General features: G+C 64.2%; 24 protein-coding genes. 11 read left to right on the forward strand and 13 right to left on the reverse strand.

All coding sequences use genetic code 11. From position 1 onward, the window contains the following. The first annotated feature begins 106 nt into the window (after positions 1-106). On the forward strand, positions 107-1744 hold the full coding sequence (locus ACXHGZ_RS03570) for a 5-guanidino-2-oxopentanoate decarboxylase (protein WP_480462415.1): 1638 nt from the start codon (positions 107-109) through the stop codon (positions 1742-1744). A 288-nt stretch (positions 1745-2032) separates the two neighbouring features. On the opposite strand, the gene ACXHGZ_RS03575 is transcribed toward ACXHGZ_RS03570, so the two are convergent. Beyond that, on the reverse strand, positions 2033-2941 hold the full coding sequence (locus ACXHGZ_RS03575) for an AraC family transcriptional regulator (RefSeq protein WP_480462416.1): 909 nt from the start codon (positions 2939-2941) through the stop codon (positions 2033-2035). Positions 2942-3139: 198 nt separating this feature from the next. Here ACXHGZ_RS03575 and ACXHGZ_RS03580 point away from each other — a divergent pair, with 198 nt between their 5' ends. Continuing rightward, positions 3140-3433, forward strand: a complete 294-nt coding sequence (locus ACXHGZ_RS03580) for a putative quinol monooxygenase (RefSeq protein WP_084855871.1) — start codon at positions 3140-3142, stop codon at positions 3431-3433. Between the two features lie 66 nt (positions 3434-3499). Continuing rightward, positions 3500-3733, forward strand: a complete 234-nt coding sequence (locus ACXHGZ_RS03585) for a hypothetical protein (RefSeq protein WP_480462418.1) — start codon at positions 3500-3502, stop codon at positions 3731-3733. Here ACXHGZ_RS03585 and ACXHGZ_RS03590 read toward each other — a convergent pair whose 3' ends face one another. From ACXHGZ_RS03590 to bglX, 6 genes are all read right to left on the reverse strand, one after another. Next, positions 3734-4345 (reverse strand): flavin reductase family protein, encoded by a 612-nt coding sequence (locus tag ACXHGZ_RS03590; RefSeq protein WP_480462419.1) that lies wholly within the window; start codon positions 4343-4345, stop codon positions 3734-3736. It lies immediately after the preceding gene. A 119-nt stretch (positions 4346-4464) separates the two neighbouring features. After that, a complete protein-coding gene (locus ACXHGZ_RS03595; protein WP_480462421.1) occupies positions 4465-4791 on the reverse strand; it encodes a hypothetical protein in 327 nt (108 codons plus the stop codon). Positions 4792-5137: 346 nt separating this feature from the next. Next, a complete protein-coding gene (locus ACXHGZ_RS03600; protein ID WP_084855875.1) occupies positions 5138-6457 on the reverse strand; it encodes an MFS transporter in 1320 nt (439 codons plus the stop codon). Positions 6458-6722: 265 nt separating this feature from the next. Then, the gene (locus tag ACXHGZ_RS03605) at positions 6723-8057 is read right to left on the reverse strand and encodes a sigma-54-dependent transcriptional regulator (RefSeq protein WP_480462422.1); all 1335 of its coding nucleotides are present in this window, start codon (positions 8055-8057) and stop codon (positions 6723-6725) included. After that, positions 8051-9808 carry a sensor histidine kinase gene (locus tag ACXHGZ_RS03610; RefSeq protein ID WP_480462423.1) on the reverse strand — a complete coding sequence of 586 codons (1758 nt, stop codon included), beginning with the start codon at positions 9806-9808 and terminating at the stop codon, positions 8051-8053. Before ACXHGZ_RS03610 ends, ACXHGZ_RS03605 begins: the two co-directional genes overlap by 7 nt. Positions 9809-9964: 156 nt before the next feature. Then, positions 9965-12256 carry a beta-glucosidase BglX gene (gene bglX, locus ACXHGZ_RS03615; RefSeq protein ID WP_480462424.1) on the reverse strand — a complete coding sequence of 764 codons (2292 nt, stop codon included), beginning with the start codon at positions 12254-12256 and terminating at the stop codon, positions 9965-9967. 223 nt (positions 12257-12479) lie between these two features. Here bglX and ACXHGZ_RS03620 point away from each other — a divergent pair, with 223 nt between their 5' ends. Together ACXHGZ_RS03620 and ACXHGZ_RS03625 are read left to right on the forward strand one after the other, a co-directional pair. Further along, on the forward strand, positions 12480-13097 hold the full coding sequence (locus ACXHGZ_RS03620; protein WP_480462425.1) for a TPM domain-containing protein: 618 nt from the start codon (positions 12480-12482) through the stop codon (positions 13095-13097). 98 nt (positions 13098-13195) lie between these two features. Beyond that, positions 13196-14413, forward strand: coding sequence for a class I SAM-dependent methyltransferase (locus ACXHGZ_RS03625; RefSeq protein ID WP_480462426.1), 1218 nt, complete (start codon positions 13196-13198; stop codon positions 14411-14413). A gap of 76 nt (positions 14414-14489) precedes the next feature. Here the strand turns inward: ACXHGZ_RS03625 and ACXHGZ_RS03630 are convergent, their stop codons facing one another. The 5 genes from ACXHGZ_RS03630 to ACXHGZ_RS03650 all read right to left on the reverse strand — a co-directional run bounded on the left by ACXHGZ_RS03630 (position 14490) and on the right by ACXHGZ_RS03650 (position 18062). Next, positions 14490-15506, reverse strand: a complete 1017-nt coding sequence (locus ACXHGZ_RS03630) for a DUF4917 family protein (RefSeq protein ID WP_480462427.1) — start codon at positions 15504-15506, stop codon at positions 14490-14492. Positions 15507-15605: 99 nt separating this feature from the next. Next, the gene (gene nadS, locus ACXHGZ_RS03635) at positions 15606-15893 is read right to left on the reverse strand and encodes a NadS family protein (RefSeq protein ID WP_084855885.1); all 288 of its coding nucleotides are present in this window, start codon (positions 15891-15893) and stop codon (positions 15606-15608) included. Continuing rightward, a complete protein-coding gene (locus ACXHGZ_RS03640) occupies positions 15890-16210 on the reverse strand; it encodes a type II toxin-antitoxin system RelE/ParE family toxin (protein WP_480462429.1) in 321 nt (106 codons plus the stop codon). Before ACXHGZ_RS03640 ends, nadS begins: the two co-directional genes overlap by 4 nt. Before the next feature lie 255 nt (positions 16211-16465). Continuing rightward, positions 16466-16993, reverse strand: coding sequence for a 2-oxo-4-hydroxy-4-carboxy-5-ureidoimidazoline decarboxylase (gene uraD / locus ACXHGZ_RS03645; protein ID WP_084855887.1), 528 nt, complete (start codon positions 16991-16993; stop codon positions 16466-16468). Between the two features lie 130 nt (positions 16994-17123). Further along, positions 17124-18062 carry a LysR substrate-binding domain-containing protein gene (locus tag ACXHGZ_RS03650; protein WP_480462431.1) on the reverse strand — a complete coding sequence of 313 codons (939 nt, stop codon included), beginning with the start codon at positions 18060-18062 and terminating at the stop codon, positions 17124-17126. Between the two features lie 318 nt (positions 18063-18380). On the opposite strand from ACXHGZ_RS03650, the gene ACXHGZ_RS03655 reads away from it, so the two are divergent. The 4 genes from ACXHGZ_RS03655 to ACXHGZ_RS03670 are packed head-to-tail and all read left to right on the forward strand — an operon-like array spanning position 18381 to position 21100. Next, the gene (locus ACXHGZ_RS03655) at positions 18381-19718 is read left to right on the forward strand and encodes an MFS transporter (protein WP_480462433.1); all 1338 of its coding nucleotides are present in this window, start codon (positions 18381-18383) and stop codon (positions 19716-19718) included. A 3-nt stretch (positions 19719-19721) separates the two neighbouring features. Further along, complete coding sequence (gene uraH / locus ACXHGZ_RS03660; protein WP_480462435.1) at positions 19722-20225, forward strand: hydroxyisourate hydrolase; 504 nt, start codon at positions 19722-19724, stop codon at positions 20223-20225. A 45-nt stretch (positions 20226-20270) separates the two neighbouring features. Beyond that, on the forward strand, positions 20271-20606 hold the full coding sequence (gene uraH, locus ACXHGZ_RS03665; protein WP_480462436.1) for a hydroxyisourate hydrolase: 336 nt from the start codon (positions 20271-20273) through the stop codon (positions 20604-20606). Positions 20607-20632: 26 nt separating this feature from the next. Next, entirely contained in the window at positions 20633-21100 is a 468-nt protein-coding gene (locus tag ACXHGZ_RS03670; RefSeq protein ID WP_084855896.1) for a nucleoside deaminase, read from the forward strand. 111 nt (positions 21101-21211) lie between these two features. On the opposite strand, the gene cynR is transcribed toward ACXHGZ_RS03670, so the two are convergent. Then, positions 21212-22102 (reverse strand): transcriptional regulator CynR, encoded by an 891-nt coding sequence (cynR, locus tag ACXHGZ_RS03675; protein ID WP_480462437.1) that lies wholly within the window; start codon positions 22100-22102, stop codon positions 21212-21214. A gap of 112 nt (positions 22103-22214) precedes the next feature. Here cynR and ACXHGZ_RS03680 point away from each other — a divergent pair, with 112 nt between their 5' ends. Together ACXHGZ_RS03680 and cynS are read left to right on the forward strand one after the other, a co-directional pair. Continuing rightward, entirely contained in the window at positions 22215-22874 is a 660-nt protein-coding gene (locus ACXHGZ_RS03680; RefSeq protein ID WP_480462438.1) for a carbonic anhydrase, read from the forward strand. Positions 22875-22903: 29 nt separating this feature from the next. Continuing rightward, positions 22904-23374, forward strand: coding sequence for a cyanase (gene cynS, locus ACXHGZ_RS03685; protein WP_480462440.1), 471 nt, complete (start codon positions 22904-22906; stop codon positions 23372-23374). The last annotated feature ends 267 nt before the right edge of the window (positions 23375-23641 follow it).

A 23641-nucleotide genomic window follows, 5' to 3' on the forward strand; every position in this document is an offset into this window, starting at 1 on the left:
GCCATGATCCAGGAACATGGCTAGTATGTGTTTTTTTGCATTGTGGCGATAGCTGCGCCTTGCTTCCATGGGCACCTGAACTCAACAAGAATCAGGGTGATTCACAATGGCAACCTGTGGCGAAGTATTGGTCAAACTCCTCGAAGGCTACGGCGTGGACCACGTCTTCGGGATTCCCGGTGTGCATACCGTGGAGCTCTACCGCGGCCTGGCGGGCTCCTCGATCCGGCACATCACGCCGCGCCACGAGCAGGGCGCCGGGTTCATGGCCGATGGTTATGCCCGTACCCGAGGCAAGCCGGGGGTGTGTTTCATCATCACCGGCCCCGGGATGACCAACATCACCACTGCCATGGGCCAGGCCTATGCTGACTCGATTCCCATGCTGGTGATCTCTAGCGTGCAGTCGCGCGACCAGCTCGGTGGTGGGCGCGGCAAGCTGCACGAGCTGCCCAACCAGGGCGCGCTGGTCGGCGGCGTGGCAGCCTTCTCCCATACCCTGATGAGTGCCGATGACCTGCCGCAGGCCCTGGCCCGGGCCTTTGCCGTGTTCGACGGTGCCCGGCCGCGGCCGGTGCATATCGAGATCCCGCTGGACGTGCTGGTCGAGCCTGCCGACCACCTGCTGCCCGCCTGCCCGGTGCGCACCACGCGCGCGGGCGCCTCGCCCCGCATGGTGGCGCTCATGGCCGAGCGCCTCGCCCAGGCCGGACGGCCACTGATCCTGGCAGGCGGCGGCGCCCTGGCGGCAGGCCCGGCCCTGGCGGCGCTCGCCGAGCACTTGCAGGCTCCGGTGGCGCTGACGATCAACGCCAAGGGCCTGCTGGCATCCAGCCACCCGCTGCAGATCGGCTCGACCCAGTCGCTGCCAGCCACCCGAGCCCTGGTCGCCGAGGCTGACGTGGTGCTGGCCATCGGTACCGAGCTGGCTGAAACCGACTACGACGTGACCTTCAAGGGCGGCTTCGAGATTCCGGGCAGCCTGTTGCGCATTGATATCGATCCAGACCAGACCGTGCGCAACTACCTGCCGGAGCTGGCCTTGGTGGCCGATGCCGAGCAAGCGGCCCAAGCCCTGCTCGTCGCCCTGCAAGCGTTGCCTGAGCCTGCTCGAAGCAGCGATTGGGGCGTCGGTCGTGTGGCTCGCCTGCGCCAGAACCTGGCGGCGGGCTGGGACCAGCCGACCTTGAGCCAGACGCGGCTGCTCACCGGCATTCTGGCGGCACTGCCCGATGCGATCCTGGTAGGCGACTCCACCCAGCCGGTGTACACCGGCAATCTGACCCTGGATATGGACAAGCCGCGGCACTGGTTCAACGCCTCGACCGGCTACGGCACCCTGGGTTACGCCTTGCCTGCGGCCATGGGCGCCTGGCTTGGCAGCGCGGAGCGTGCCGATGAACGTGCTCCGACGGTGTGCCTGATCGGCGATGGCGGCTTGCAGTTCACCCTGCCTGAGCTGGCCAGCGCGGTGGAAGCACAGGTGCCGCTGATCGTGCTGCTGTGGAACAACCAGGGGTACGAAGAAATCAAGAAGTACATGGTCAACCGGGCCATCGAGCCGGTGGGTGTGGATATCCATACGCCGGACTTCATCGCAGTGGCCCAGGCCTTGGGCGCTGCGGCGCAGCAGGTAGGAGATGTGGCGCAGTTGCAGGCTGCGTTGAAGCAGGCCGTGGAGCGCCGGGGGCCGACGTTGATCCAGGTCGACCAGGCCCAGTGGCAGGCGGCAGTCGCGGGCTGAGGTGCCATCCTATGGGAGCGGGTGAACCCGCTCTCATAGAACAACGCATGACCATTTGATTTGCGGCACCCTGTGGGAGCGGGCTTGTCCCGCGATTAGGCCGGGCTCGATATCACCGTCGCCTGGCAAGGGCGAAGCCCTTGCCATACAGCCGCGGCGGCTGGGCCGGCCCAATCGCGGGACAAGCCCGCTCCCACAGAAGAAGGCGGCGCTAACCACTTGTTCTCTGCGAGACAGCGCAGCCCGAAGGGCTGGGTAATATCCCACGGGGCCTGCAAGATTCGGGGGTCAGCCCGTGTTGCCGCGTAACCGCGCCACATCACGGATCGGCGGTGCGCCATACAACCGGCTGTATTCACGGCTGAATTGCGAGGGGCTTTCATAGCCCACCCGATACCCGGCCACCGCTGCTTCCAGCCCGTCATTGAGCATCAGCCGCCGCGCCTCTTGCAGGCGCAGTTGCTTCTGGTACTGCAAGGGGCTCATCGAGGTCACGGCCTTGAACCTGTGGTGCAGCGTCGAGGTGCTCAGGTTGACCTCCCGCGCCAGCTCCTCGATGCGCAAGGGCAAGTGGTAGTGATGCTTCAGCCAGGTGATGGCCTGGCTCACGCGGTGGGTCTGGCTGTTGGCCAGGGCGATTTCGTACAGGCGATGGCCCTGGGGGCCGCGCAGCAACCGGTACAGGATCTCGCGGCGGATCAGCGGCGCCATGACTGGGATATCCCGGGGCGTATCGAGCAGGCGCATCAGGCGAATCAAGGCATCGAGCAGCTGCGGGTCGCTCTTTTCCACATACAACCCTCGGCCAGAAGGCAAATTGGGTACCAGCATCGGCCCGCTTTCGGCGATCAGTTGGCTGATCTGGGTCGGGTCGATATCCAGGCGCAGGCCCAGGGTGGGGTTTTCCGGACTGGCATCCAGGCGTACGGCACTGATCGGCAGGGTCACCGACACCACCATGTAGTGCAGCGGGTCGTAGGCGTATTGCTCATCGCCCAGGAACAGGCTCTTGCTGCCTTGGGCCAGGATGCACAGGGCGGGCTGGGCCAGGGTCGGCATCGAGCGGATATTCTCGCGATAGGCCGTGGGGTACAGGTCGTCGATGGCCGAGGGCGGGCCATGAGGCTCGCCGGCATGGCGCAGGATCAAGCCGGCCAATTCCTGGCGCTGCGCTTCCAATGCGGGGTCGATGGGCATGGGCGGTTCCTCTTCTGACCGACGCAGCATAGGTTTGGGCAAGGATAGGCGCTAGTCGAAAGCTGCACCTCGATTGCCTGATCCTGTCGCGCGGCAGGATCAGGCAATCGGGCGGCAGTAATCGCCTAACCCCGCGCGAGGGCGAGGGCCTAACCTTGGCAGCCTGGTTTCATTGCCCCTCGTTCATGGAGATCGATCATGACCCTGCCACAACCGGTCACACACCTGGCTTTCATCCGCGCCAGCAATGGTCGCTCGGCAGAGCTGGGCGCGCGCCTTCGTGATCTGCTGGAACCTTCGTTGCGGGCACCGGGTTGCCTGAGCTTCGTCGTGCAGCAATCCCAGGCCGATGGCGACCTCTGGCTGCTCAGCGGCAGCTGGCGCGACCAGCAGGCGATGAGCGGCTATTTCGCGTCACCCACCCTGGATGTCTTCGGTGAGCTGGTGCAGGCCCAGGTGGTCAGCAGCCTGGACCTGCACACCTTCGCCTGATGTCCCGTCGTCACCGTGATGGGTGGGGTAGAATGCCGCCCTTTGTTCACACCACGGATTTGCACGATGGCACGAAGAGAGTTTCCTCGTTTCGAAGCGGTTTCGGCGATGGTTCCCGTCGAAGGTGGCGGCTATAGCGCGGCAATTGCCGTGAAGGGGCTGGGCACCGCTGGCGCGCCGCGCTTTCACAAGGTGCTCGAGGGTCAGGTGTTCAAGAGCGCGGTGGCGGCCGATGAGGCCGCCTGTGCCGAGCTTGCACGCCTGCAGGGCGTCAGCGAGGAAGGCGAGCTGCTCTGGTGATCAGCCGTTGACCTGGGGCCGGGTCATCTTGAACAGGTTACCCAGCTCGAAATAGTCCGCCGGGCCGCCGCCGCGCAGGATCGGCTCGGCTGCCGCAGTGTCGTAGATGCCATCCTTGAGCAGATGCTCGGCGATATGCACCGCGACCACCTCACCTAGGATCAACCAGCTGGGCACCGGCGCCTGGTCGGCGCGTTTGAGCTGGACGATTTGGCTCACCTTGCATTCGAAGGCCACCGGGCTTTCGGCTACGCGCGGCACCTGGACCACACGCGAAGCGTTCGGGGTCAGGCCGCTGAGCACGAACTCATCCACATCCGCAGCCACGGCCGCGCAGCTCTGGTTCATCTGCTCGGCCAGCGGGCGGGTCGCCAGGTTCCAGACGAATTCGCCGGTCTGTTCGATATTGTTCAGGCTGTCTTTGCGCCCGACGCTGCAGAAACCGATGATCGGCGGAATGTAGTTGAAGGCATTGAAGAAGCTGTAGGGCGCGAGGTTCAGGCGACCTTCGGCATCCTGTGAGGAGATCCAGCCGATGGGGCGTGGGCCGACGATGGCATTGAAGGGGTCGTGGGGCAGGCCGTGGCCTTTGGCGGGTTCGTAGTAATACATCTGCGCAAGGCCTGTGGGCCTTTCCTGTGTGTGGACGAGGCGCCTAGTGTGCCAAGGCTTGGCCTGGCTGGAAATGATCAAGCCCGGCCGAAGCCGGGCTGGGTACGCATTTTCAGTGATCAGCTGAAGCGGTGGGCGTTGGTGCGGTCGAAGCCGTTTTCCGCGAAACGCTGTGCGCCAGTGCGGTCGAAACCGTCTTCGGCGAAGCGTTGGCCGCCGGTGCGGTCGAAGCCGTCTTCGGCGAAGCGTTGGCCGCCGGTGCGGTCGAAGCCGTCTTCAGCGAAGCGCTGTGCGCCGGTGCGGTCGAAACCATCTTCTGCATAAGTGGCCGACTGGGTTTCGACGGCACTGAAGCTGTGGGCGTTGGTGCGGTCGAAACCGTCTTCGGCGAATGCACCGGTAGCCAGTGCCGACAGAGCCAGGGTCAGGATCAGTTTGCTTTTCATGGTCGTTGCTCCAGTGGAATCGTGGGGTTGTTTGTTTCTATGGATTCAATGCTACGCCGATTAAATCGATTAAAAAGCGCAAATATCCGAGCTTAATAATCGTTTTTTTAGATGTATCAAGGCGCATGAACAGCCTGCTTCCAGTCAGGCCCGGTCACGGCCCGCCTTGAACCCAAGTGAAACGTTTTCGACCCTTCAAGCGTGCCGCACGGGAATTAATGCCGGGTTAAATGAAACCTTCCCAGGGCTTCGCCCTGCATCGCGGGACAAGCCCGCTCCACAGAGGGATAAAAAAAGGGCGCCCCGTCAGACGGGGCGCCCTTTTTTGCTGCGGTACTTACTGGGATCAGTCAGTCACGATCCGCGAGTGCTTGGCGGTGTCCTTCATGGTGGCGTACACCAGCAGCGAACAGGCGATGCAGGCGGTGACGTACCAGTAGAAGCCGGTTTCCATGCCGTGGCTCTTGAACCACAAGGCGACGTATTCGGCAGTACCGCCGAAGATCGACACGGTCAATGCGTAGGGCAGGCCGACGCCCAGGGCGCGAATCTCGGTGGGGAACAGCTCGGCCTTGACCACGGCGTTGATCGAGGTATAGCCGCTGACGATGATCAGCGCCGCCATGATCAGGAAGAAGGCGCCCCACCAGGTCTGCACGGTGTGCAGGGTGCTCAGGATCGGCACGGTGAACAGGGTGCCCAGCACACCGAAGGCGATCAGGATCGGGCGGCGGCCGATCTTGTCGGACAGCCCGCCGATCACCGGCTGCAGGCACATGAACAGGAATAGCGTGGCCGCTGAGATGGTGGTCGAGTCGCTGATGCTCATGCCTACGGTGTTGACCAGGTACTTCTGCATGTAGGTGGTGTAGGTGTAGAAGGCCAGGGTGCCGCCCATGGTCAGGCCGACCACGGTCATCAGCTCCTTGGGATGGCGCAGCAGGGTGCGCATCAGGCTTTCCTTGGACTTCTCCTTCTTGGTGAAGGAGCTGGTCTCCTCCATGCCACGACGCAGGTACAGGGCGACCACCGCGCACAGCGCGCCGATCACGAAGGGCACGCGCCAGCCCCAGGCATACAGCTGCTCGGTGGTGAGGGTCTGCTGCAGGATGATCAGCACCGCCAATGCGATGAGCTGGCCGGAAATCAGCGTCACGTACTGGAAGCTGGAGAAGAACCCACGGCGGTCCTTGCTGGCCATTTCGCTGAGGTAGGTGGCGGAGGTGCCGTACTCACCGCCTACCGACAGGCCCTGCATCAGGCGCGCCAGTACCAGCAGGATCGGCGCGGCGACGCCGATAGTCTCGTAGCCCGGGGTCAGGGCGATGACCAGGGAGCCGGCGCACATCAGCAGCACCGAGGCCATCAGCGCGGCCTTGCGGCCCTTGCGGTCGGCATACAGGCCCATCAGCCAGCCACCGATCGGGCGCATGAGAAAGCCCACGGCGAAGATGGCAGCGGTGTTGAGCAATTGTGCGGTGGTGTCGCCAGCCGGGAAGAAGGCCTTGGCGAAGTACAGCGAGAACGCGGCGTAGACGTACCAGTCGTACCATTCGACCATGTTGCCGATGGAACCACTGAAGATCGACTTGAGGCGGCTGGCGGTGGTTTTTTCCGCGGCGGGCACGGTGGCCGCCCCGGTGGGCAGGGTGCTGGCGTTATCCATCAGGGGATACCTTCTCGTTGTTTTTGTGGAGCGCGCCTGGGCGCGGCTTGAGAAGGTGATTGCAGAAGGTGTGCCAAATGAGGGCGAGGCGATCCAGAAAGGGGCATTATGCAGCCCACCGCGGCTCAAAGCTCCGAAACTCAGGCATTCGCGCTCCCGTGTAGGAGCGGGCTTGCCCCGCGATGGGCTGCGCAGCAGCCCCAATTCGTCAAATCAAATAAGCAAGATCTTGCTCATCCATCTCGCGCAATAGGCAAGAATCCGCCTATTCTCGCTCGAGAAAGTCTTCCCGCACCAACCCGTGCCGCTGCATTTTCTCGTTCAAGGTACGCCTTGGCAGTTGCAGGGTTTCCATCACCGCCTTGATCTCGCCCTTGTGCTGGCGCAGTGCTGCGCGCAGGCACTGGGCTTCGAACGCCTCCATCTGCCCGGCCAGGGATTGTCCGTCCGACGCTGCTTCGACGTCGGGCGCGTCCAGCCCCAGGGCATGGCGTTCGGCGGCATTGGCCAGCTCGCGGACATTGCCCGGCCAGTCATGGGCCAGCAGCCGCGCCAGTTGCACGCCCGCAAGGGGCGGCGCGGTGCGGCCCAGGCGTTCGGCCGCAGCTCGGGCGAAATGCTCGAACAGCAAGGGGATGTCTTCGCGCCGCTCGCGCAAGGGGGCCAGGCGCAGCTCGGCGACGTTCAGGCGGTAGGCCAGGTCTTCGCGGAACCGCCCGGCCCGAGCCTCTTCCAGGAGGTCCGGCTTGGTCGCGGCAATGATCCGCAGATCAACGCTGATGCTCTGGTTGGCGCCGAGGCGCTCCAGCTTCTGCTCCTGGATCACGCGCAGCAACTTGGCCTGCTGGGCCAGGGGCATGCTTTCGATTTCGTCCAGAAATACCGTGCCGCCATTGGCGTATTCCAGCTTGCCGATACGCTTGCCCTGGGCGCCGGTGAAGGCGCCGCTTTCGTGGCCGAACAGTTCGGCCTCGAACAGCGACTCGGGGATCGCCGCGCAATTGAGGGCCACGAACGGTTTGTCGGCACGCGGGCCGAAGTCGTGCAGGCAACGGGCGACGCGTTCCTTGCCGCTGCCGGTTTCACCGCGGATCAGCACGTTCACCGGCAGGTTGGCCAGGTCCAGGACTTGGCGGCGCAAGTGCTGCAGGCCCTGGGACATGCCCAGCAAGGTGCCTTCCAGGCGCGACTTGAGGTCGGCCTGTTGATGCAGGCGCCGGTTCTCCAGTACCAGTTGGCGCTTTTCCAGCGCGCGGCGCAGGCTGCCCAGCAGGGTCTGCGGGGTGAAGGGTTTTTCCAGGAAGTCGTAGGCACCGCTGCGCATGGCTTCGACCGCCATGGGCACATCGCCGTGGCCGGTGAGCAGGATCACCGGCAGGTCCGGGTCCTGTGCCTGCAGCCGCTCGAGCAGCTGCAGGCCATCGATGCCCGGCATGCGTACATCGCTGACGACCACCCCAGGGAAATGCGCCGGTAAGTGCGCCAGGCACTCCTCGGCACGGGCGAACAGCTGGACGCTGAAGCCGCTCAGGCTCAGCCACTGTTCCACTGCGGTACGGATACTGGCTTCGTCATCGACGACGATCACCGAATTCAACATACAGGCTCCTGGTCGCGGGGCAGGGTGAAGCTCAGGCGGGCACCGCCCGGTAGGTTCTCGGCCTGCAACTGGCCGCCGGCCTCCTGGACGATGCCATAGGAGATCGCCAGGCCCAGGCCAAGCCCTTCACCCACCGGCTTGGTGGTGAAGAAGGGGTCGAAGACCTTGATCAGGTCCGCCTTGGGGATGCCGCCGCCGGAGTCGAGCACGCTCAGCCGCCAATGGCCGTTGTCGGCTTCTATGCGGATCTCCAGGCGTTTGTAGCGTTTATCGGCCATAGCGTCGAGGGCATTGCGCAGCAGGTTGATCAGCACCTGCTCGAGGCGGATCGCGTCGCCGCGGACCCAGGCCGGGCGCGCCAGGTACTGCGCCACCTCGACGCCCTCGTCGCGGATGCGCGCTTCGAGCAGGTGCAGGGCCTGATCGACCACGGTCGCCAGGTCCAGGCGCTCGCGCAGGCCGCCCGGGCTGTTGCGGGCGAAAGTCTTCAGGTGCCCGGTCAGCGCTGCCATGCGCTTGAGCATCTGCTCGAGGGGCTCCAGGGCGCGACGGGCCTCGTCGATACGGCCATGGTCGAGCAGCAGGCGCAGGGTTTCCAGTTGCATGCGCTGGGTGGTCAGGGGTTGGTTGATCTCGTGGGCCAGGGCCGCCGACATCTGCCCCAGCGCAGCCAGCTTGGTCGATTGCACCAGGCCCTCCTGGGCGGTACGCAGCTCACGGGTGCGTTCCTCCACCAGGCGCTTGAGGTCGTCGCGGCTGCGCTTGCGCAAGCGGCCCAGGCGCAAGCGCTGGCTGACGAACAGTGCGGCGAACACCAAGGTCAGCCAGATGGCTGCGGCGGCCAGGGCGGCGTTGCGCCCGTCAGCACTGACCTGGGGCTTGCGCAGCAGGTGCAGGGTCCAGCCTTCGGTGTCCAGCGGCAGGCTTTCCCACAAATAGTCGGCGGTGCCTTCCGGGCCCTGTACACGGCTCAGCCGGCTGTTGTCGTCGAAGTGGTTCAGCACCTGGTGTTGCAGGGGCACTAGAGGCTGCTTGTCATACTGCCGGGTTTCGGCCAGTTCGGCGCGGTCGGCACTGGAGATCGGTTGCAGTTCGCGGTAGCGCCAGCCGTCCTGGTTGGCGATGAAGGTGATGCCGCGGGCGTCGCTGACCAGCAGGATGTCACTGCCCTGGCGCCATTCGCGCTCGAGCTCGGGGAATTCCAGCTTGACCACCATCGCCCCAAGGAAACGCCCATGCTCGTCGTTGACCGCGCTGGCCAGGAAGTACCCTGGCACGCCGCTGGTGACGCCGACCGCGTAGAAGCGGCCGCTGCCGTGGGTGCGGGTCTGCTTGAAGTAGGGGCGAAAGCCGTAGTTGGAGCCCACGTAGGTGGTCGGCAGGCGCCAGTTGCTGGCGGCGATGGCGAGGCCGGTACGGTCGAGCAGCTCGAGAGTCGAGGAGTTGGCGGCGCCGTTGATGCGCTCGAGCTTGCGGTTGAGGGCCTCCTGCACGTGCGCGCTGACCGGGCCGCGCAGGGCGGCGATCAGCTCCGGGTCAAGCGCCAGGACGGCCGGCAGGGCGCGGTAGCGTTCGATCAGGGTGTGCAGGGCATTGGCGTACAGGGTCAGCTGCTGGCTGGCCCGGCGGGCGTCGGTCGCCATGGCCTGGCGCTTGGCCTGGTGCATCGCCCAACCGGCGCTGAGCGCGGTGCCGACGAGGATCACCAGGACGATCATGGCCAGGCGCAGGGTTCGGAGGGAAAAAAGCATGAGGCGGGTCCTTGGCCTGTGCGGGTGTTCGATCGATGATTGTCGGTGCTGGCCTCATCGCGGGACAACACAGGCCTGGCTGATTGTGCGAGGCCTGTGGGCTTACGGGTTTTGTGCTCTGTGTGATCGCCCAGCCCAAGGGGGCTGGGTAATCGCCTACAGCAACTCGAAGCTCTGCTGCTGCACCGCCTCGGAGTCCAGGCCGACCTGGACGTTGAACTGCCCAGGCTCTGCGACGCGTTGCAACTGGCCATTGTAGAACTTCAGGTCATCCTCGCTGATGCGGAAGGTCAAGGTCCGCGACTCACCGGCCTTGAGCATCAGTTTCTGGAAGTTCTTCAACTCCTTGACCGGGCGACTCATGGACGCGCTGACATCTTGCAGGTACAGCTGCACTACCGTCTCGCCGTCTCGTTTACCGGTGTTCTTCACCGTTACCTTGGCCTCGAGCGTACCGCCACGCTTGAGCTGCTGGCTGCCCAGGGTCAGACCCGAAAGTTCGAAGCTGCTGTAGCTCAGGCCATAGCCGAACGGATAGAGCGGACCGTTGGGCTCCTCGAAGTACTGCGAGGTGTAGTTGCCCGGCTTGCCCGGCGTATAGGGCCGACCGATGCGCAGGTGGTTGTAGTACATCGGGATCTGCCCGACCGAGCGCGGGAAGGTGATGGCCAGCTTGCCGGACGGGTTGTAGTCGCCGAACAGCACATCGGCGATGGCATTGCCGCCTTCGGTGCCGCTGAACCAGGTCTCGAGCAGGGCGTCCGCCTGCTCGCGTTCCCAGGCCAGGGACAGCGGGCGACCATTCATCAGCACCAGCACCAGGGGTTTGCCGGTGGCCTTCAGCGCCTTGATCAGGTCGCGCTGTACCTTGGGGATTTCCAGGGTGGTGCGGCTGGAGGACTCGTGGGACATACCACGCGATTCCCCGACCACGGCCACCACCACGTCGGACTGTCTGGCGGCCTTCACCGCTTCGTCGATCAGTACGGCGGCGGGGCGTGGGTCGTCGACGATCTCGGGGGCGGCGAAGTTGAGGAAGTTCAGGTAGTCGAACATGGCCTTGTCGCCGGTCACGTTCGAACCCTTGGCGTAGACCAGCTTGGCCTTGCCCGCCAGGGCGCGGCGCAGGCCTTCGCGCACGGTCACCGAGTGCTCTGGTTTGCCGTCGGCAGCCCAGCTGCCCATCATGTCGATCGGAGCATCGGCCAGCGGGCCGACCAGGGCGATGGTGCCGGCCTTCTTCAGCGGCAGGGTCTGGTCACGGTTCTCCAGCAGCACCAGGCTGCGGCGCGCCACGTCGCGGGCTGCCTCGCGGTGCAGGCGGTTTTCGGCGTAGTAGTCGGCAACGTCGCTCTCGGGCTTGCCGATGCGCACGTACGGGTCCTTGAACAGGCCCATGTCGTACTTGGCGCCGAGTACTTCGCGCACCGCCTGGTCCAGCTCGGCCTGGGTCACTTCGCCGGACTTCAGCAGGCCCGGCAGCTCTTCGCCGTAGAGCGTGTCGTTCATGCTCATGTCGATGCCGGCCTTGATCGCCAGCTTCGCGGCCTCGCGGCCATCCTGGGCCACGCCATGGCGGATCAGCTCCTGGATGGCGCCGTGGTCGCTGATGGTCACGCCCTTGAAGCCCCACTCCTTGCGCAGCAGGTCGTTCATCAGCCAGGTGTTCGAGGTGGCCGGCACGCCATTGATGGAGTTCAGCGCCACCATCACCCCGCCTGCGCCCGCCTCGAGGCTGGCGCGGTAGGGCGGCAGGTAGTCGTTGTACATCTTCGGCAGGCTCATATCGACCGTGTTGTAGTCGCGCCCGCCTTCCACCGCGCCGTACAGGGCGAAGTGCTTGACGATGGCCATGATGCTGTCGGGGTTGGCCGGGCTCGAGCCCTGGAACGCCTTGACCATCACCTGGCCGATCTTCGAGGTGAGGTAGGTATCCTCGCCGAAGCCTTCGCTGGTACGGCCCCAGCGCGGGTCGCGGGCGATGTCGACCATCGGCCCGAAGGTCATGTCCAGGGAGTCGGCCGCGGCCTCGATGGCCGAGGTGCGGCCGACCTTGGCGATGGCGTCCATGTCCCAGGTCGCCGCCAGGCCCAGGCCGATCGGAAAGATGGTGCGCTCGCCGTGAATGGTGTCGTAGGCGAAGAACATCGGGATCTTCAGGCGGCTGCGCATGGCCGCGTCCTGCATCGGCCGGTTCTCCGGTGCCGTGCGCGAGTTGAAGGTGCCGCCGATGCGCCCGGCGGCGATCTCCTCGCGGATCTTCTCGCGGGGCATTTCCGGCCCGATGCTGATCAGGCGAAGCTGGCCGATCTTCTCGGCTTCGGTCATCTGGTCGATCAGGTGCTCGATGAACGCCTGTTTGTCCTGCAGGGGCGGTGCGGAGGGGGCGGCCAGGGCCGCCTGACTGGCAAGGCCCATGGCCAGGCCCAGCAAACACAGTTTCATCATGAATTCCGTTGTCGAGGCCTGTGCCGTATCCACGTTGATACGCGCGTGGCCGAGTTCTTTGGCGGCTGTTCTTGTAGGGTTCGCCGGGCGTTTCTTGGCCGATCCGCCCTGCAGGGTCCAATGCAGCGGCGGATTATGCCTCATCTGGGGCGTGACATGAGATACACTCCCGCCGACCGGCTGCCGGGACAACAACTATAAGAACGACCGAGAGACCCTGGGCATGACTGTTTTCAACGAATATGAACAGCGCCAGATCGCCGAGGCCATCGCCCGTGCCGAGCAGCGCACCGATGCGGAGCTGGTGACCGTGCTGGCGCGTCGCGCCGACGACTACGCCTACCTGCCTTTGTTGTGGGCCGCATTGTTGGCCCTGGCGATACCTGGCCTCGCACGCCTGGCCTTGGGCTGGCCGGATATCCGCACCTTGCTGGTGGCCCAGATGGTCACCTTCCTCATCCTTTGTCTTTTGCTGCGTAACCCACGCCTGGCCAGCTGCCTGGTGCCGCGCCTGTTGCGCCAGCGCCGTGCGTCGGGCCTGGCCCGGCAGCAGTTTCTGGAGCTGAACCTGCAACGCACCGCCGGCGCGACGGGGGTGCTGATCTTCGTCAGCGAAGCGGAGCGCCATGTGGAGATCCTGGTGGACGAAGGCATCGCCCGTCATCTACCGGAGCAAGCGCGCGAGGCGCTCGTCGCGCGCTTCACCGAGCAGGTGCGCCAGGGGCAGACCCTGCAAGGCTTCGTCGAGTGCATCGAAGCGTGCGGCGAATTGTTCAGTGAACATGTGCCGCCGACTTTCGCGCGCAACGAACTGCCCAATCGCCTGGTGATTCTCGACTAGCCGCGTCCATCGAGAAACCCTTCGCGCAGGCCAGGCATCGACGTAGAATGCCCGCCATTGCGCGTTGCGCTTCCCGCATTTCGAGGCACCCGATTCCCATGTCCGCCACACCTTCCGCCACCACCGCGCCGGATGCGCGTGCCCAGTTCCTTGGCCTTCTGGCCGATGCCCTGCACGGGGGCAGCTTGGCCAAGCTGGTGCTGGCGCGCCATGTCGGCGCTGACCAGACCTTGCAGCGCATCATTGCCAAGCCCGTGGTGGTCAAGGGCCAGCCGTGCCTGTCGCTGGTCTACCGTCACCAGACCCGCGACATCACTCGCAACCTGCCGTTGGATCAGGCCCAGGCACTGGTAGCCGATCTGCTGCCGGAAAGCTTTCGCAATGCCCACCTGTTCAGCGCCGAGGGCGAGGTGCAGTTGGGCTTCAGCAAGAAAGGCAAGCCAATGCTCCAGCGCCATGTCGCCCAGCCGGCCCGTGAACAGGCAGGCGCGGCCCACGACCGGGAGAAGAAGCGCTACCTGGAGCTGTCGCGACCCTTCCTGCGCGACCTGGGCGTGACCGACGCCCAAGGCGCGCTGATTCCGTCGATGTCGCGCAAATGGAAGCAGATCAACAAGTTCATCGAGGTCTTCGACCATGCCCTGGCCAGCGCGCCGCTGGCTGCGGACCAGCTGCTGCGGGTGGCGGACTTCGGTTCGGGCAAGGGCTACCTGACCTTCGCCATGCACGACTACCTGCGCAACACCTTGGCCCGTGACGCCCAGGTGACCGGCGTCGAACTGCGCCAGGACATGGTCGATCTGTGCAATGCCGCCGCCGCGCGCCTGGAGCACCCGGGCCTCGACTTCCAGTGCGGCGATGTGCGCAGTGTGGTGCCGGAGGCCATCGAAGTGATGATTGCCCTGCACGCTTGCGACATCGCCACCGACTACGCCATCCACACCGGTATCCGCTGCAACGCTGCGATCATCATGTGCTCGCCGTGCTGCCACAAGCAGATCCGCCCGCAGTTGCACAGCCCGGGGCTGCTGCAGCCGATGCTGCAGTATGGCCTGCACCTCGGCCAGCAGGCCGAGATGCTCACCGACAGCCTGCGCGCGATCTATCTGGAAGCTTGCGGGTACGAAACCAAGGTGTTCGAGTTCATTTCGTTGGAGCACACCAACAAGAACAAGATGATCCTGGCGGTCAAGCGCCGGCAGCCGGTGGACAACCGCGCGCTGCTGGAGAAGATCGGGCAGCTCAAGGCGTTCTACGGCGTGCAGGAGCATTGCCTGGAGACGTTGTTGCGCCAGGATGGGTTGATCGCGGTGTGATTGTTTGGGGCTGCTTTGCAGCCCTGTGGGAGCGGGCTTGTCCCGCGATAGGGGCGCGTAGCGGCCCCATGCGCACTCAGCGTTGGCGAGCACGCTCCACCGGCACCTCGATCGCCAGTTCAGAGCTACCTAGCGGATGGCTGCTGGCATCGAAGAAATGCAGCGCCGTTTCCGGCGTGTCGGCAAACCGCTGAACGAAATGCTGCTTCTGGTTGATGACCGACGCTTCGCTCAACGGCCGGATGGCGATCGATAAATGCCGTGGCCGCGCCTGGCGGATGGCATCGAGCAGGTGCTGGTCGCTGGCGTCCAGGTGTTGGCCGAACAGGCACAGGCCCTCGCGCTCCATGGCCAATTGGCCCAACCCCCAGGACAGATAGTCAGACGCGCGGATGGCTCGCAGTTTTTCGTCGCTGCGGCCCTCGTTGACGAACAGCGGCACCTCGCCGGGAATGTTCACGGCAAAGCCATCGAGCAGCTCCGTGCATTCGGCGCTGCGCTGGCGCGTGGTGCCGTCGGGCAGCTTGAGCAGGTGCAGGCCACCGTGCAGGTGGACGACCCGGGTACCTTCGCCTGAGGTGCGGCGCACATCGAAGAAGCCCTGTTCGTCGAACAGCGCGGCGAAGCCTTCGGGCGCTTGCTGCAGGGCCCAGGGCAGCACCAGGTCATAGTTGCTGGTATAGACGTTGCGATAGTCGCGCAAAGCCTGGTTGATCGTCGCCAGCGTATCGCCCGGCACCCGCGCCCAGGGCACGTGTACTGCGCGTATGGCGTGGATCAGGGCTTCCTTGATCGAGTAGTAGCGGTTCAGCGGTGCGGTGGAATTGATCGCTAATGCGGCATTGGCACGCACGGTGGTGTTGAGGGTGCTCAGTACCGGTTCGAACAGCTCGGTACCCAGGGCCTTGAACAGCGCCTGGTCGCTTATGCCGAGCGCCTTGTGACGGACCCGTTGCGCCTCCTCGAACAACGAGAAATAGCCGAACGGCTTCCACAAGGCGCGGCTGGCGCCGTTGCCCAGCAGCAGGGCAGAACAGGGGTGGCGGTCGTTGAGCACCTGCCAGGCGGGCAAGTGGGCATCGAGAGCGGGCATGATGAGTCCATTGGGCTGGGCGGGAAACGCGGGGACTTTAGCATGCCGGGCAGGTTGTGCGGGACAGCCAGCCTCCGTGCATCCGTCCGGCCCGGTAGCTCAATGGGACAAGGCTTTGAGCACATGTTCGGGATCGTTGTGTATCGCCCGCAGTAGCGCCTTGGCTGCGCCGGTAGGTTCTCGGCGTCCTTGCTCCCAGTTACGCAATGTCGCAACCTGAACGTCGATCATCTCTGCGAAACGTGCCTGTGAAAGGCCAGTGGCCTTGCGTATGTTTCTCACTTGCAGGGCATCGATTTCGAAGATGCGAGAAGGTTTGCGGGTACCTTGTACAATCTCGTCCATCTGTTGGACGCTTTCCATCAGCTCGTCGAAGAATCTACTCATGACCGCTTCCAGTTTTCGATGATCGTTCTCAATGCGCTGCGTTTGGCGCTGGACAACTCCTGCTCTTCGTTCTTGGGGTAGATGTAGAGCATGGCCAGTTGCGAGGCGGATACGAAGTGGTAATAGATAACCCTGGCTCCGCCACGTGTTCCATGGCCTTTTGCTGCGACACGAATCTTGCGTAATTCGCCTGTACCCTCGATGAGGTCACCTGCTTCGGGCGTGCCCATTAGTTTCAATTGCAACGCACGATAGGCCTCGTCATCGAGCAGGCTTTTTACGCGTTTGGTGAACACTGGCGTTTCGATGAAAAGCATAGCATGGCATACGTCATTGGCGTAGTGCCTGGCATGTCAGCGCTACAGGAATGGAGAGCAGAAGACTATCTGTCTTGCGTCATCCCCCTGAATAAGAAGTGCTCCTGCAAGTACGTAGGTCATTTCCTCACGGATGCGGGGAACCCCGCTCCCATAGGCGTTGTGCTTGTTGCATGTGCTCTGTATGGCAACGCATCCCAAGGGGCAGGTCATCGCTCTGCAAATGATCCTCCGCCCCTGTAGATGCGGCTGCAATCACGCCACGCGCTGGTTCAGCCGCCCGCGGGTGATGGCCTTGATCTGGTTCAGTGCATAGTCCAGTTCGAACGGTGTCTCGCGGGCCACGCGGTTTTCCAGTTCGAAGAAGATCCCGGCCTTGGTGTAGTGGCGTACGCAGATGATGAAGGGGAAGCCGTGGCGCTCGCGGTACTGGCGGTTCATCCGTTGCAGGTGCGCTTCCTCGTCCTGGGACAAGGCATCCAGGCCGGCGCTGGTCTGCTCGTCGACCGAGGCATTGGTCAGCCCGCCACCGCGCACGGCCTCGGCGGAGAGTTCCGGGTGGCGATCGAAGAAGGCCTTTCGCGCCTCGATGTCGCGGGCGCGAATGCTCGCCATCATGGCGTCGTGCAGCGAGGCCACCGAGGCGAACGGCCGGGCGTTCCAGGCATCCTCGGCCACATCGGGCGAGTGCTCGAAGATATCGCCGAGGGCCTGGATGAACTGTGCCTTGTCCATCGCGTTGATCGCGGCGAGGCTGGTGGCATGCGGTTGGGGCTGGGACATGGTCGTTGAATCCTGGGAAGCCAAAACGAGGCCCGAGTATAGGAACGCCGTTTTCGACTCCGACAGGTGCCAGGCCCTATTGGGCGTATAACAATCGACGCATTTTCCCCGCTTGCCCTGGCCTGCAACGCTATAGGCTGGCACCGATGGCCTTGAGTACACCGGCGCTTTCGGCCAGCAAGCCACGCAGCCACATGTGCGCATTGGAGCGGTGCTTGTTGGGGTGCCAGAGGGCGTAGAAGCGCATCAGCGGGAAATCGAACGGTGAGGGCTTGATGACCAGCGGCAGGCGCCGCGCATAGTAGGCGGCAAAATGCCGGGCGGTGGTCAGGATCAGGTCCGACTCGCCCACCAGGTAGGGCGCCAGGCTGAAATAGGGGCAAGATACCTGTTTGCCCCGGCTCAGGCGCAGGGTGGCCAGGGTGCTTTCCACCACGCCGCGCTGGGAACTGGAGTAGGGCAGCGGCACCAGGTGCGAGGCGTTGATGTAGCTCTGGGCGGTGAGCTTGCCGGCCTTGGCCAGCGGGTTGTCCTTGGCCATCAGGCAGATCACCTCGTCCTCGAGCAGCACGGCCATGTGCAAGTGTTCGGGCGGCGTCGGCCAGTTGCCGATGACCAGGTCCACCTGGCCTTCGGCCAGGGCCTTTTCGTAGTCGTATTCACTGCCCAGCGGCAGTGTCACCAGCCTGGATTTCGGCGCAGCCTGGCGAAAGCGCCGGACCAGGTCGGCGAGAAACGGCGGCGCCAGGTAGTCAGGCATGGCGATGGTGAAGGTGCGTTCCGAACGCACCGGGTCGAACGATTCGTCGGCGCTGAGCATCTTTTCCAGCGCCTGCAGGGCGACCTGGGCATCCTGGACCAGGTGCAAGGCGCGCTCGGTCGGGACCATCTCGTTCTTTTCGCGGATCAGCAAGGGGTCGCCGAACAGCTTGCGCAACCGCTTGAGCGCGGTGCTCAGGGCCGGTTGCGACTGGTTCATCCGGATGGCGGTGCGGGAAACGCTTCGTTCCTCGACCAGGGTGCACAGGACACGCAAAAGGTAGGTATCCAGGGGCTCATCGCTACGCATGGCGTTCTCGAAGTCCGCAGCTGTTGTTGTCGATTATCGCCCGCACTTTACTGGCTGGCCTGCGGCAGCGGCAACGTCGGGCGCGCGCGGCCCATGTCCAGGTAAACCCAAGCGGCCCTGCAGACGGCTTCAAACCTGCATGACTACGAGTTTGCTATGGGGTCTATAACGCTATGGCGATGTTGGTGCGCCGGATGCTGACCTATGGTGGAGGTCCACAACAAAAATACGGCCCCCGACGTCGTTGATGCTGCAGGCCCGATTCATGGTCGGTGCGCCCACGACACCGGAAGGTCGATTCCCTTGCAGGAGTCCACCATGTCTGTCACCGAACAGCACGCGTCAATCCAACCCGCCACGCAGTCTTGCGCCGAAGACGCCGTGTTCCGCAAGGTCTCCTGGAGGCTGCTTCCGTTCCTCTGCATCCTCTGGGTGCTGGCCTGGCTGGACCGGGTCAATATCGGTTTCGCCAAGTTGCAGATGCTCGACACGCTGCAGTTCAGCGAGGCGGTCTATGGCCTGGGCGCCGGCATCTTCTTCCTCGGCTATTTCTTCTTCGAGGTGCCCTCAAACGCCTTGCTGCAGAAGATCGGCGCGAAGAAGACCATCATGCGCATCACCATCGGCTGGGGGATCATCTGCATCCTCCAGGCATTCGTCACCACGCCCACCGAGTTCTACATCCTGCGCTTCCTTCTGGGCGCATTCGAAGCCGGCTTCTACCCTGGGATCATTCTCTACCTCACCTATTGGTACCCCAGCTCTCGCCGCGCCAAGGCCTTCGGCACCTTCATGTCGGCCTCGGCCATCGCCGGCGTGCTCGGCGGGCCGCTGGCCGGCAGCATCATGACCTCCATGGATGGCGCAGCCGGGCACCATGGCTGGCAATGGTTGTTCGTGATCGAAGGCATCCCTTCGGTGCTGGCCGGTATCGTGGCGTTCTTCTACATGACCGACCGCCCCGACCAGGCCAAGTGGCTCACGGGCGCGGAAAAGCAACTGCTGGGCAATGTCCTGGAGAATGACCGCCGTGCGCTCGGCGAACGTGGCCATGACTGGCGCCAGCTGTTCCGCAACCCGAAGGTCTGGCTGCTGATCGGCATCTTCTTCTGCCTGTTGTGCGCGAACTCGGCGCTGACGTTCTGGATCCCCACCATCATTCGCGACGCAGGCTTCGGCTCGACCATGGTGATCGGCTGGATCGCGGCCTTCGCCTACGTCTTCGGCGCCGCCGGGATGATACTCAACGGCGCACGTTCGGACCGCCACAAGGAAGTGCGCTGGCACTTCGCCGTACCGGCTGCCGTCGGTGCCGTGGCCATGGCCCTGATGGCGGTGATGCTCGGCGTCACCAGTGTGATGCCGGCGCTGGTGATGGCCGCGATGGTGATCGCCCTGGCGGGCACCATGAGCGCGATCCCGGTGTTCTGGCAGTTGCCCAACCTGTACCTGGCCGGCAGCGCCGCGGCCATCGGCGTGGCCCTGATCAACTCGGTATCGAACCTGGCAGGCTTCGGCGCACCCTATGTGCTGGGCCTGGTCAAGAATACAACCGGCAGCCTGGCCCCAGGCCTGTACCTGGTGGCGGCCATCGAGCTGCTGGCTGCGGTGCTGGTGATCGTGGGCATCGCCCAAGCGCGTCGCAAGGAGGGTTGAGCCATGAATGACCCTATCGCCCCCAACCGTCGTCAGTTCGTCATGGGGACCCTGGCTCTGGCCGGCGGCCTGCTGGTCGCCCGCCAGGGGCTGGCGGCCACGGCCAACCCGCAACCCGCCCAGGCGGCCGGGCCGATCTCCCTGCACGGAGTCAGCCCACGCCTGACGATTCATATTCTCGACACCTACCACGGTTCGGCCGCGACCGGCCTGCAGGTGGAATTCTCGCGGATGGAGCAGGACCGCCCGGTGCTGCTGCAGAAGCTGGTGATCAACCAGAACGGTCGCACCGAGGCGCCGCTGCTGATCGACGACAGTTACCAGGCCGGCAACTACCAGTTGCTCCTGCATATCGACGATTACTTCCGGATGAAAGGCGCCCGGCTGCCGTCGCCGACGTTCCTGTCCAAGGTGCCGATTCGCTTCGCCATCAACGACACGGCCGAGCGCCTGCACCTGCCGGTGCAGTTCGGGCCGTGGAACTACGGCTACTACCGCGGCAGCTAGGCCTGCGCTTGGCCTGGCTTCATCCACCTGATTCGGAGCACGTACATGGCAGGCATCAGCACCCACATTCTCGACCTCACCTCCGGCAAGCCCATTGCCGGGGTTCCCATCGAGCTCTACGACCTCGGCGTCACCCCGCCGAAACTGCTCAACCGTACCGTCAGCAACGCCGACGGCCGTACGGACGCACCGATGCTGGCCGCCGCGGCCGCGCGGGCAGGGGACTTCGAACTGCGCTTCGCCATCGGCGAGCATTTCAAGGGCCAGGCTGCGCTCACCGACGTGGTGCCGGTGCGCTTCACCGTATTCGATCCTGCGCAGCACTACCACGTGCCGCTGATCTGCTCGCCGTGGAGTTTTTCCACCTACCGCGGCAGCTAACCCAACCCCATGAAAGGAGACGCTATATGTCCAACGCTGAGACCTACCTGATCGACTCGATTCGCCTGGCCATGGAGAACGTGCGCGAGCGCCGCAACTGGCCATTCGGCGCCGTGCTGGTCAAGGACGGCAAGGTGCTGGCCCGTTCTGTGAACGAAGTGGACACCACCTGCGACCCCAGCGCCCATGCCGAGATGCAGGCGGTGCGCGCCGCGGCCAAGGCCCTGGGCAGCACCGACCTGAGCGGTTCGGTGGTGTACGCCAGTGGCTATCCCTGCTCGATGTGCCTGACCGCCATGTACCTGGCGGGCGTGAGCAAGGTCTACTACGCCTATTCCAACGAAGACGGCGAGCCCTACGACCTGTCGGCCGAGCGCGGCTACGTGGAAATCGCGCGGCCCTTGGAAGAGCGCGAGATGAAGCTGATCTACCAACCGGCACGCGACGCCGGCAAGGACCTCTATGAAGCCTGGCAGGAAACCCAGGGCGCCTGATCTACCCCCTCCTTGAGTCAGCGGTGCCCCGGCCCCACAGCACAATACCGGGCACCGTGCTTGGGCATGCTTCGTCGAGTGCGGGCATGCCCTTTTTTCTGTCGCCGGGGCTCAAGCCTTCTGCAACGCCATTGCCACCTGCATCGCCACCTCGATGAAGGCACGCGCGGCGGCTGTCTGGTAGGCGCCTTTGCGCTGCAGGAGCACGGCTGTGCGTTGCAGGCGCAGCGGCTCCAGGTCCAGGGCGGTGAGGTCGGTATGGGCGCTGGCGAGGTTGGCCGGCAGCAGGGTCGACAGCGTCGTGCGGCGTACCACCTCGATCACCGCCCCAATGGCATTGGCCTCCATCGCCACCCGTGGGCGTACATCCTGCTGGCGCAGGTAGCGGTCGATCTGCTCGCGGGTGGCGAATTCGCCGCTCAGCAGCACCAGGGATTCTGCGCCCAGCGCCTCTCGCGAGATACGACGCTGCCCAGCCAAGGGGTGTGCGTCGCCGACCACCAATGCCAGGCTCTCGACCAGCAGCAGCTGCGCCTCGATGTCCTGGGCATGTACCTGATCGAATGCGATCCCCACATCCAGCTCATCGGCCAGCAACAGTGCTTCCATGCGTTCCTGGGCGATTTCACGCAAGGTCAGGGTGATGTTGGGGTAGCGGCGATGGAAGGCCTGCACCAGCGGGCCTATCAGGTAGGTGGTGAAGGTCGGTGTCACGGCCACCCGCAGCGCCCCCCGGCTCAGGTCGGCGACATCATGGATGGCGCGCTTGCCTTCTTCGAGTTCCTGCGCGGCCTTGCGGGCGTAGCGCAGGTACACCTCGCCCGCGTCGGTCAGGCGTGTGGTGCGCCCCGAGCGGTCGAACAGCTGTGCGCCGAGACTCTCTTCCAGTTGCCTGACCTGCTGCGACAGGGCCGGTTGCGAGACATGCAGCGCCGCCGCCGCGCGGGTGAAGCTATGGTGTTGTGCCACGGCCAGGAAGTAGTGGATATGTCGAGCGAGCATGATGAAGTCGCATAAGTTTATCTGATGCGGTTCATCATAAATGGGACTTTTACCTTATTGGAACCGCTGCGTAACCTTTGCTCCATCGCATCGCGAGACAGAGGTTAGAGCAATGAAGGACATCATCGACGGCTTCCTGAAATTCCAACGGGACGCCTTTCCCAAGCGCGCCGGCCTGTTCAGGAACCTGGCCACTCGACAAAGCCCGCGCGCGCTGTTCATCTCCTGCTCCGACAGCCGGCTGGTACCGGAGCTGGTCACGCAACGCGAGCCAGGCGACCTGTTCGTCATCCGCAACGCCGGCAACATCGTGCCGTCCTACGGCCCTGAGCCTGGCGGCGTCTCGGCTTCGGTGGAATATGCGGTCGCGGCCCTGCGGGTGTCCGACATCGTGATCTGTGGGCATTCCGATTGCGGCGCCATGACCGCCATCGCCACCTGTACGTGCCTGGACCACATGCCTGCCGTGGCCGGCTGGTTGCGCTACGCCGAATCGGCCCGGGTGGTCAACGAGGCCCGCCAACATACCGGGCCGCATGCCAAGGTCGAAGCCATGGTGCGCGAGAACGTGATTGCCCAATTGGCCAATATCCAGACGCATCCGTCGGTACGCCTGGCCCTCGAAGAGGGACGCGTGACCCTGCACGGTTGGGTCTACGACATCGAAAGCGGGCGCATCGACGCCTTCGATGGTCGTACCGGCACCTTTCTTTCCCTTGCGGACAACCCCGACGTCCGCGCCGTTTCGCACCTGCTCCAGCGAGCAGGGTGAACCCTTCAATCCACCACGGAGATAGCACCATGATCCAGTCCCAAGTCAGCCAGAACGCACGCCTGGCCCTGACCGACGTCATCCTCCTGGCCAAGGCCCGCAAGGACTTGTCGTTCGCCCAGATCACCGAAGGCACCGGCCTCTCCGAGGCCTTCGTCACCGCGGCGCTGCTCGGCCAGCATGCCTTGCCGGCCGAGGCTGCCCGCCTGGTCGGCGACAAGCTGGGCCTGGACGCCGATGGCGTGGCCCTGCTGCAGACCATCCCGCTGCGTGGCAGCATCGAAAACCGTGTCCCCACCGACCCGACCATCTACCGTTTCTACGAAATGCTGCAGGTCTACGGCACCACCCTCAAGGCGCTGGTGCACGAGAAATTCGGCGACGGCATCATCAGCGCCATCAACTTCAAGCTGGACGTCAAGAAGGTCGAGGATCCAGAAGGCGGCTCCCGCGCCGTGATCACCCTGGACGGCAAGTACCTGCCGACCAAGCCGTTCTGACCCGGCGATAAGTGAAACGGCCCGGTCGACGTAATGCGTCGGCCGGGCCGTTTGGCGTGTGTTCGATTTGGTTTCTTGCCAAGGCCCACGCAGCTATCCGCTCAAAAACGTTAACGAGCGCTGGCTCAGCTCACAAGTGGATGTAAATATTCTAGCTTTTCTTTGATGGAAATCATGAAATATTGGCACTATTAACCCTGATTCGCTCCGGCCAGAAGCGTACGGGATTAGGTGATTGGACGCTTGAGGTGCTAATATTCTGGCTGT

The sequence above is a fragment of the Pseudomonas shiyinii genome (assembly GCF_056725765.1).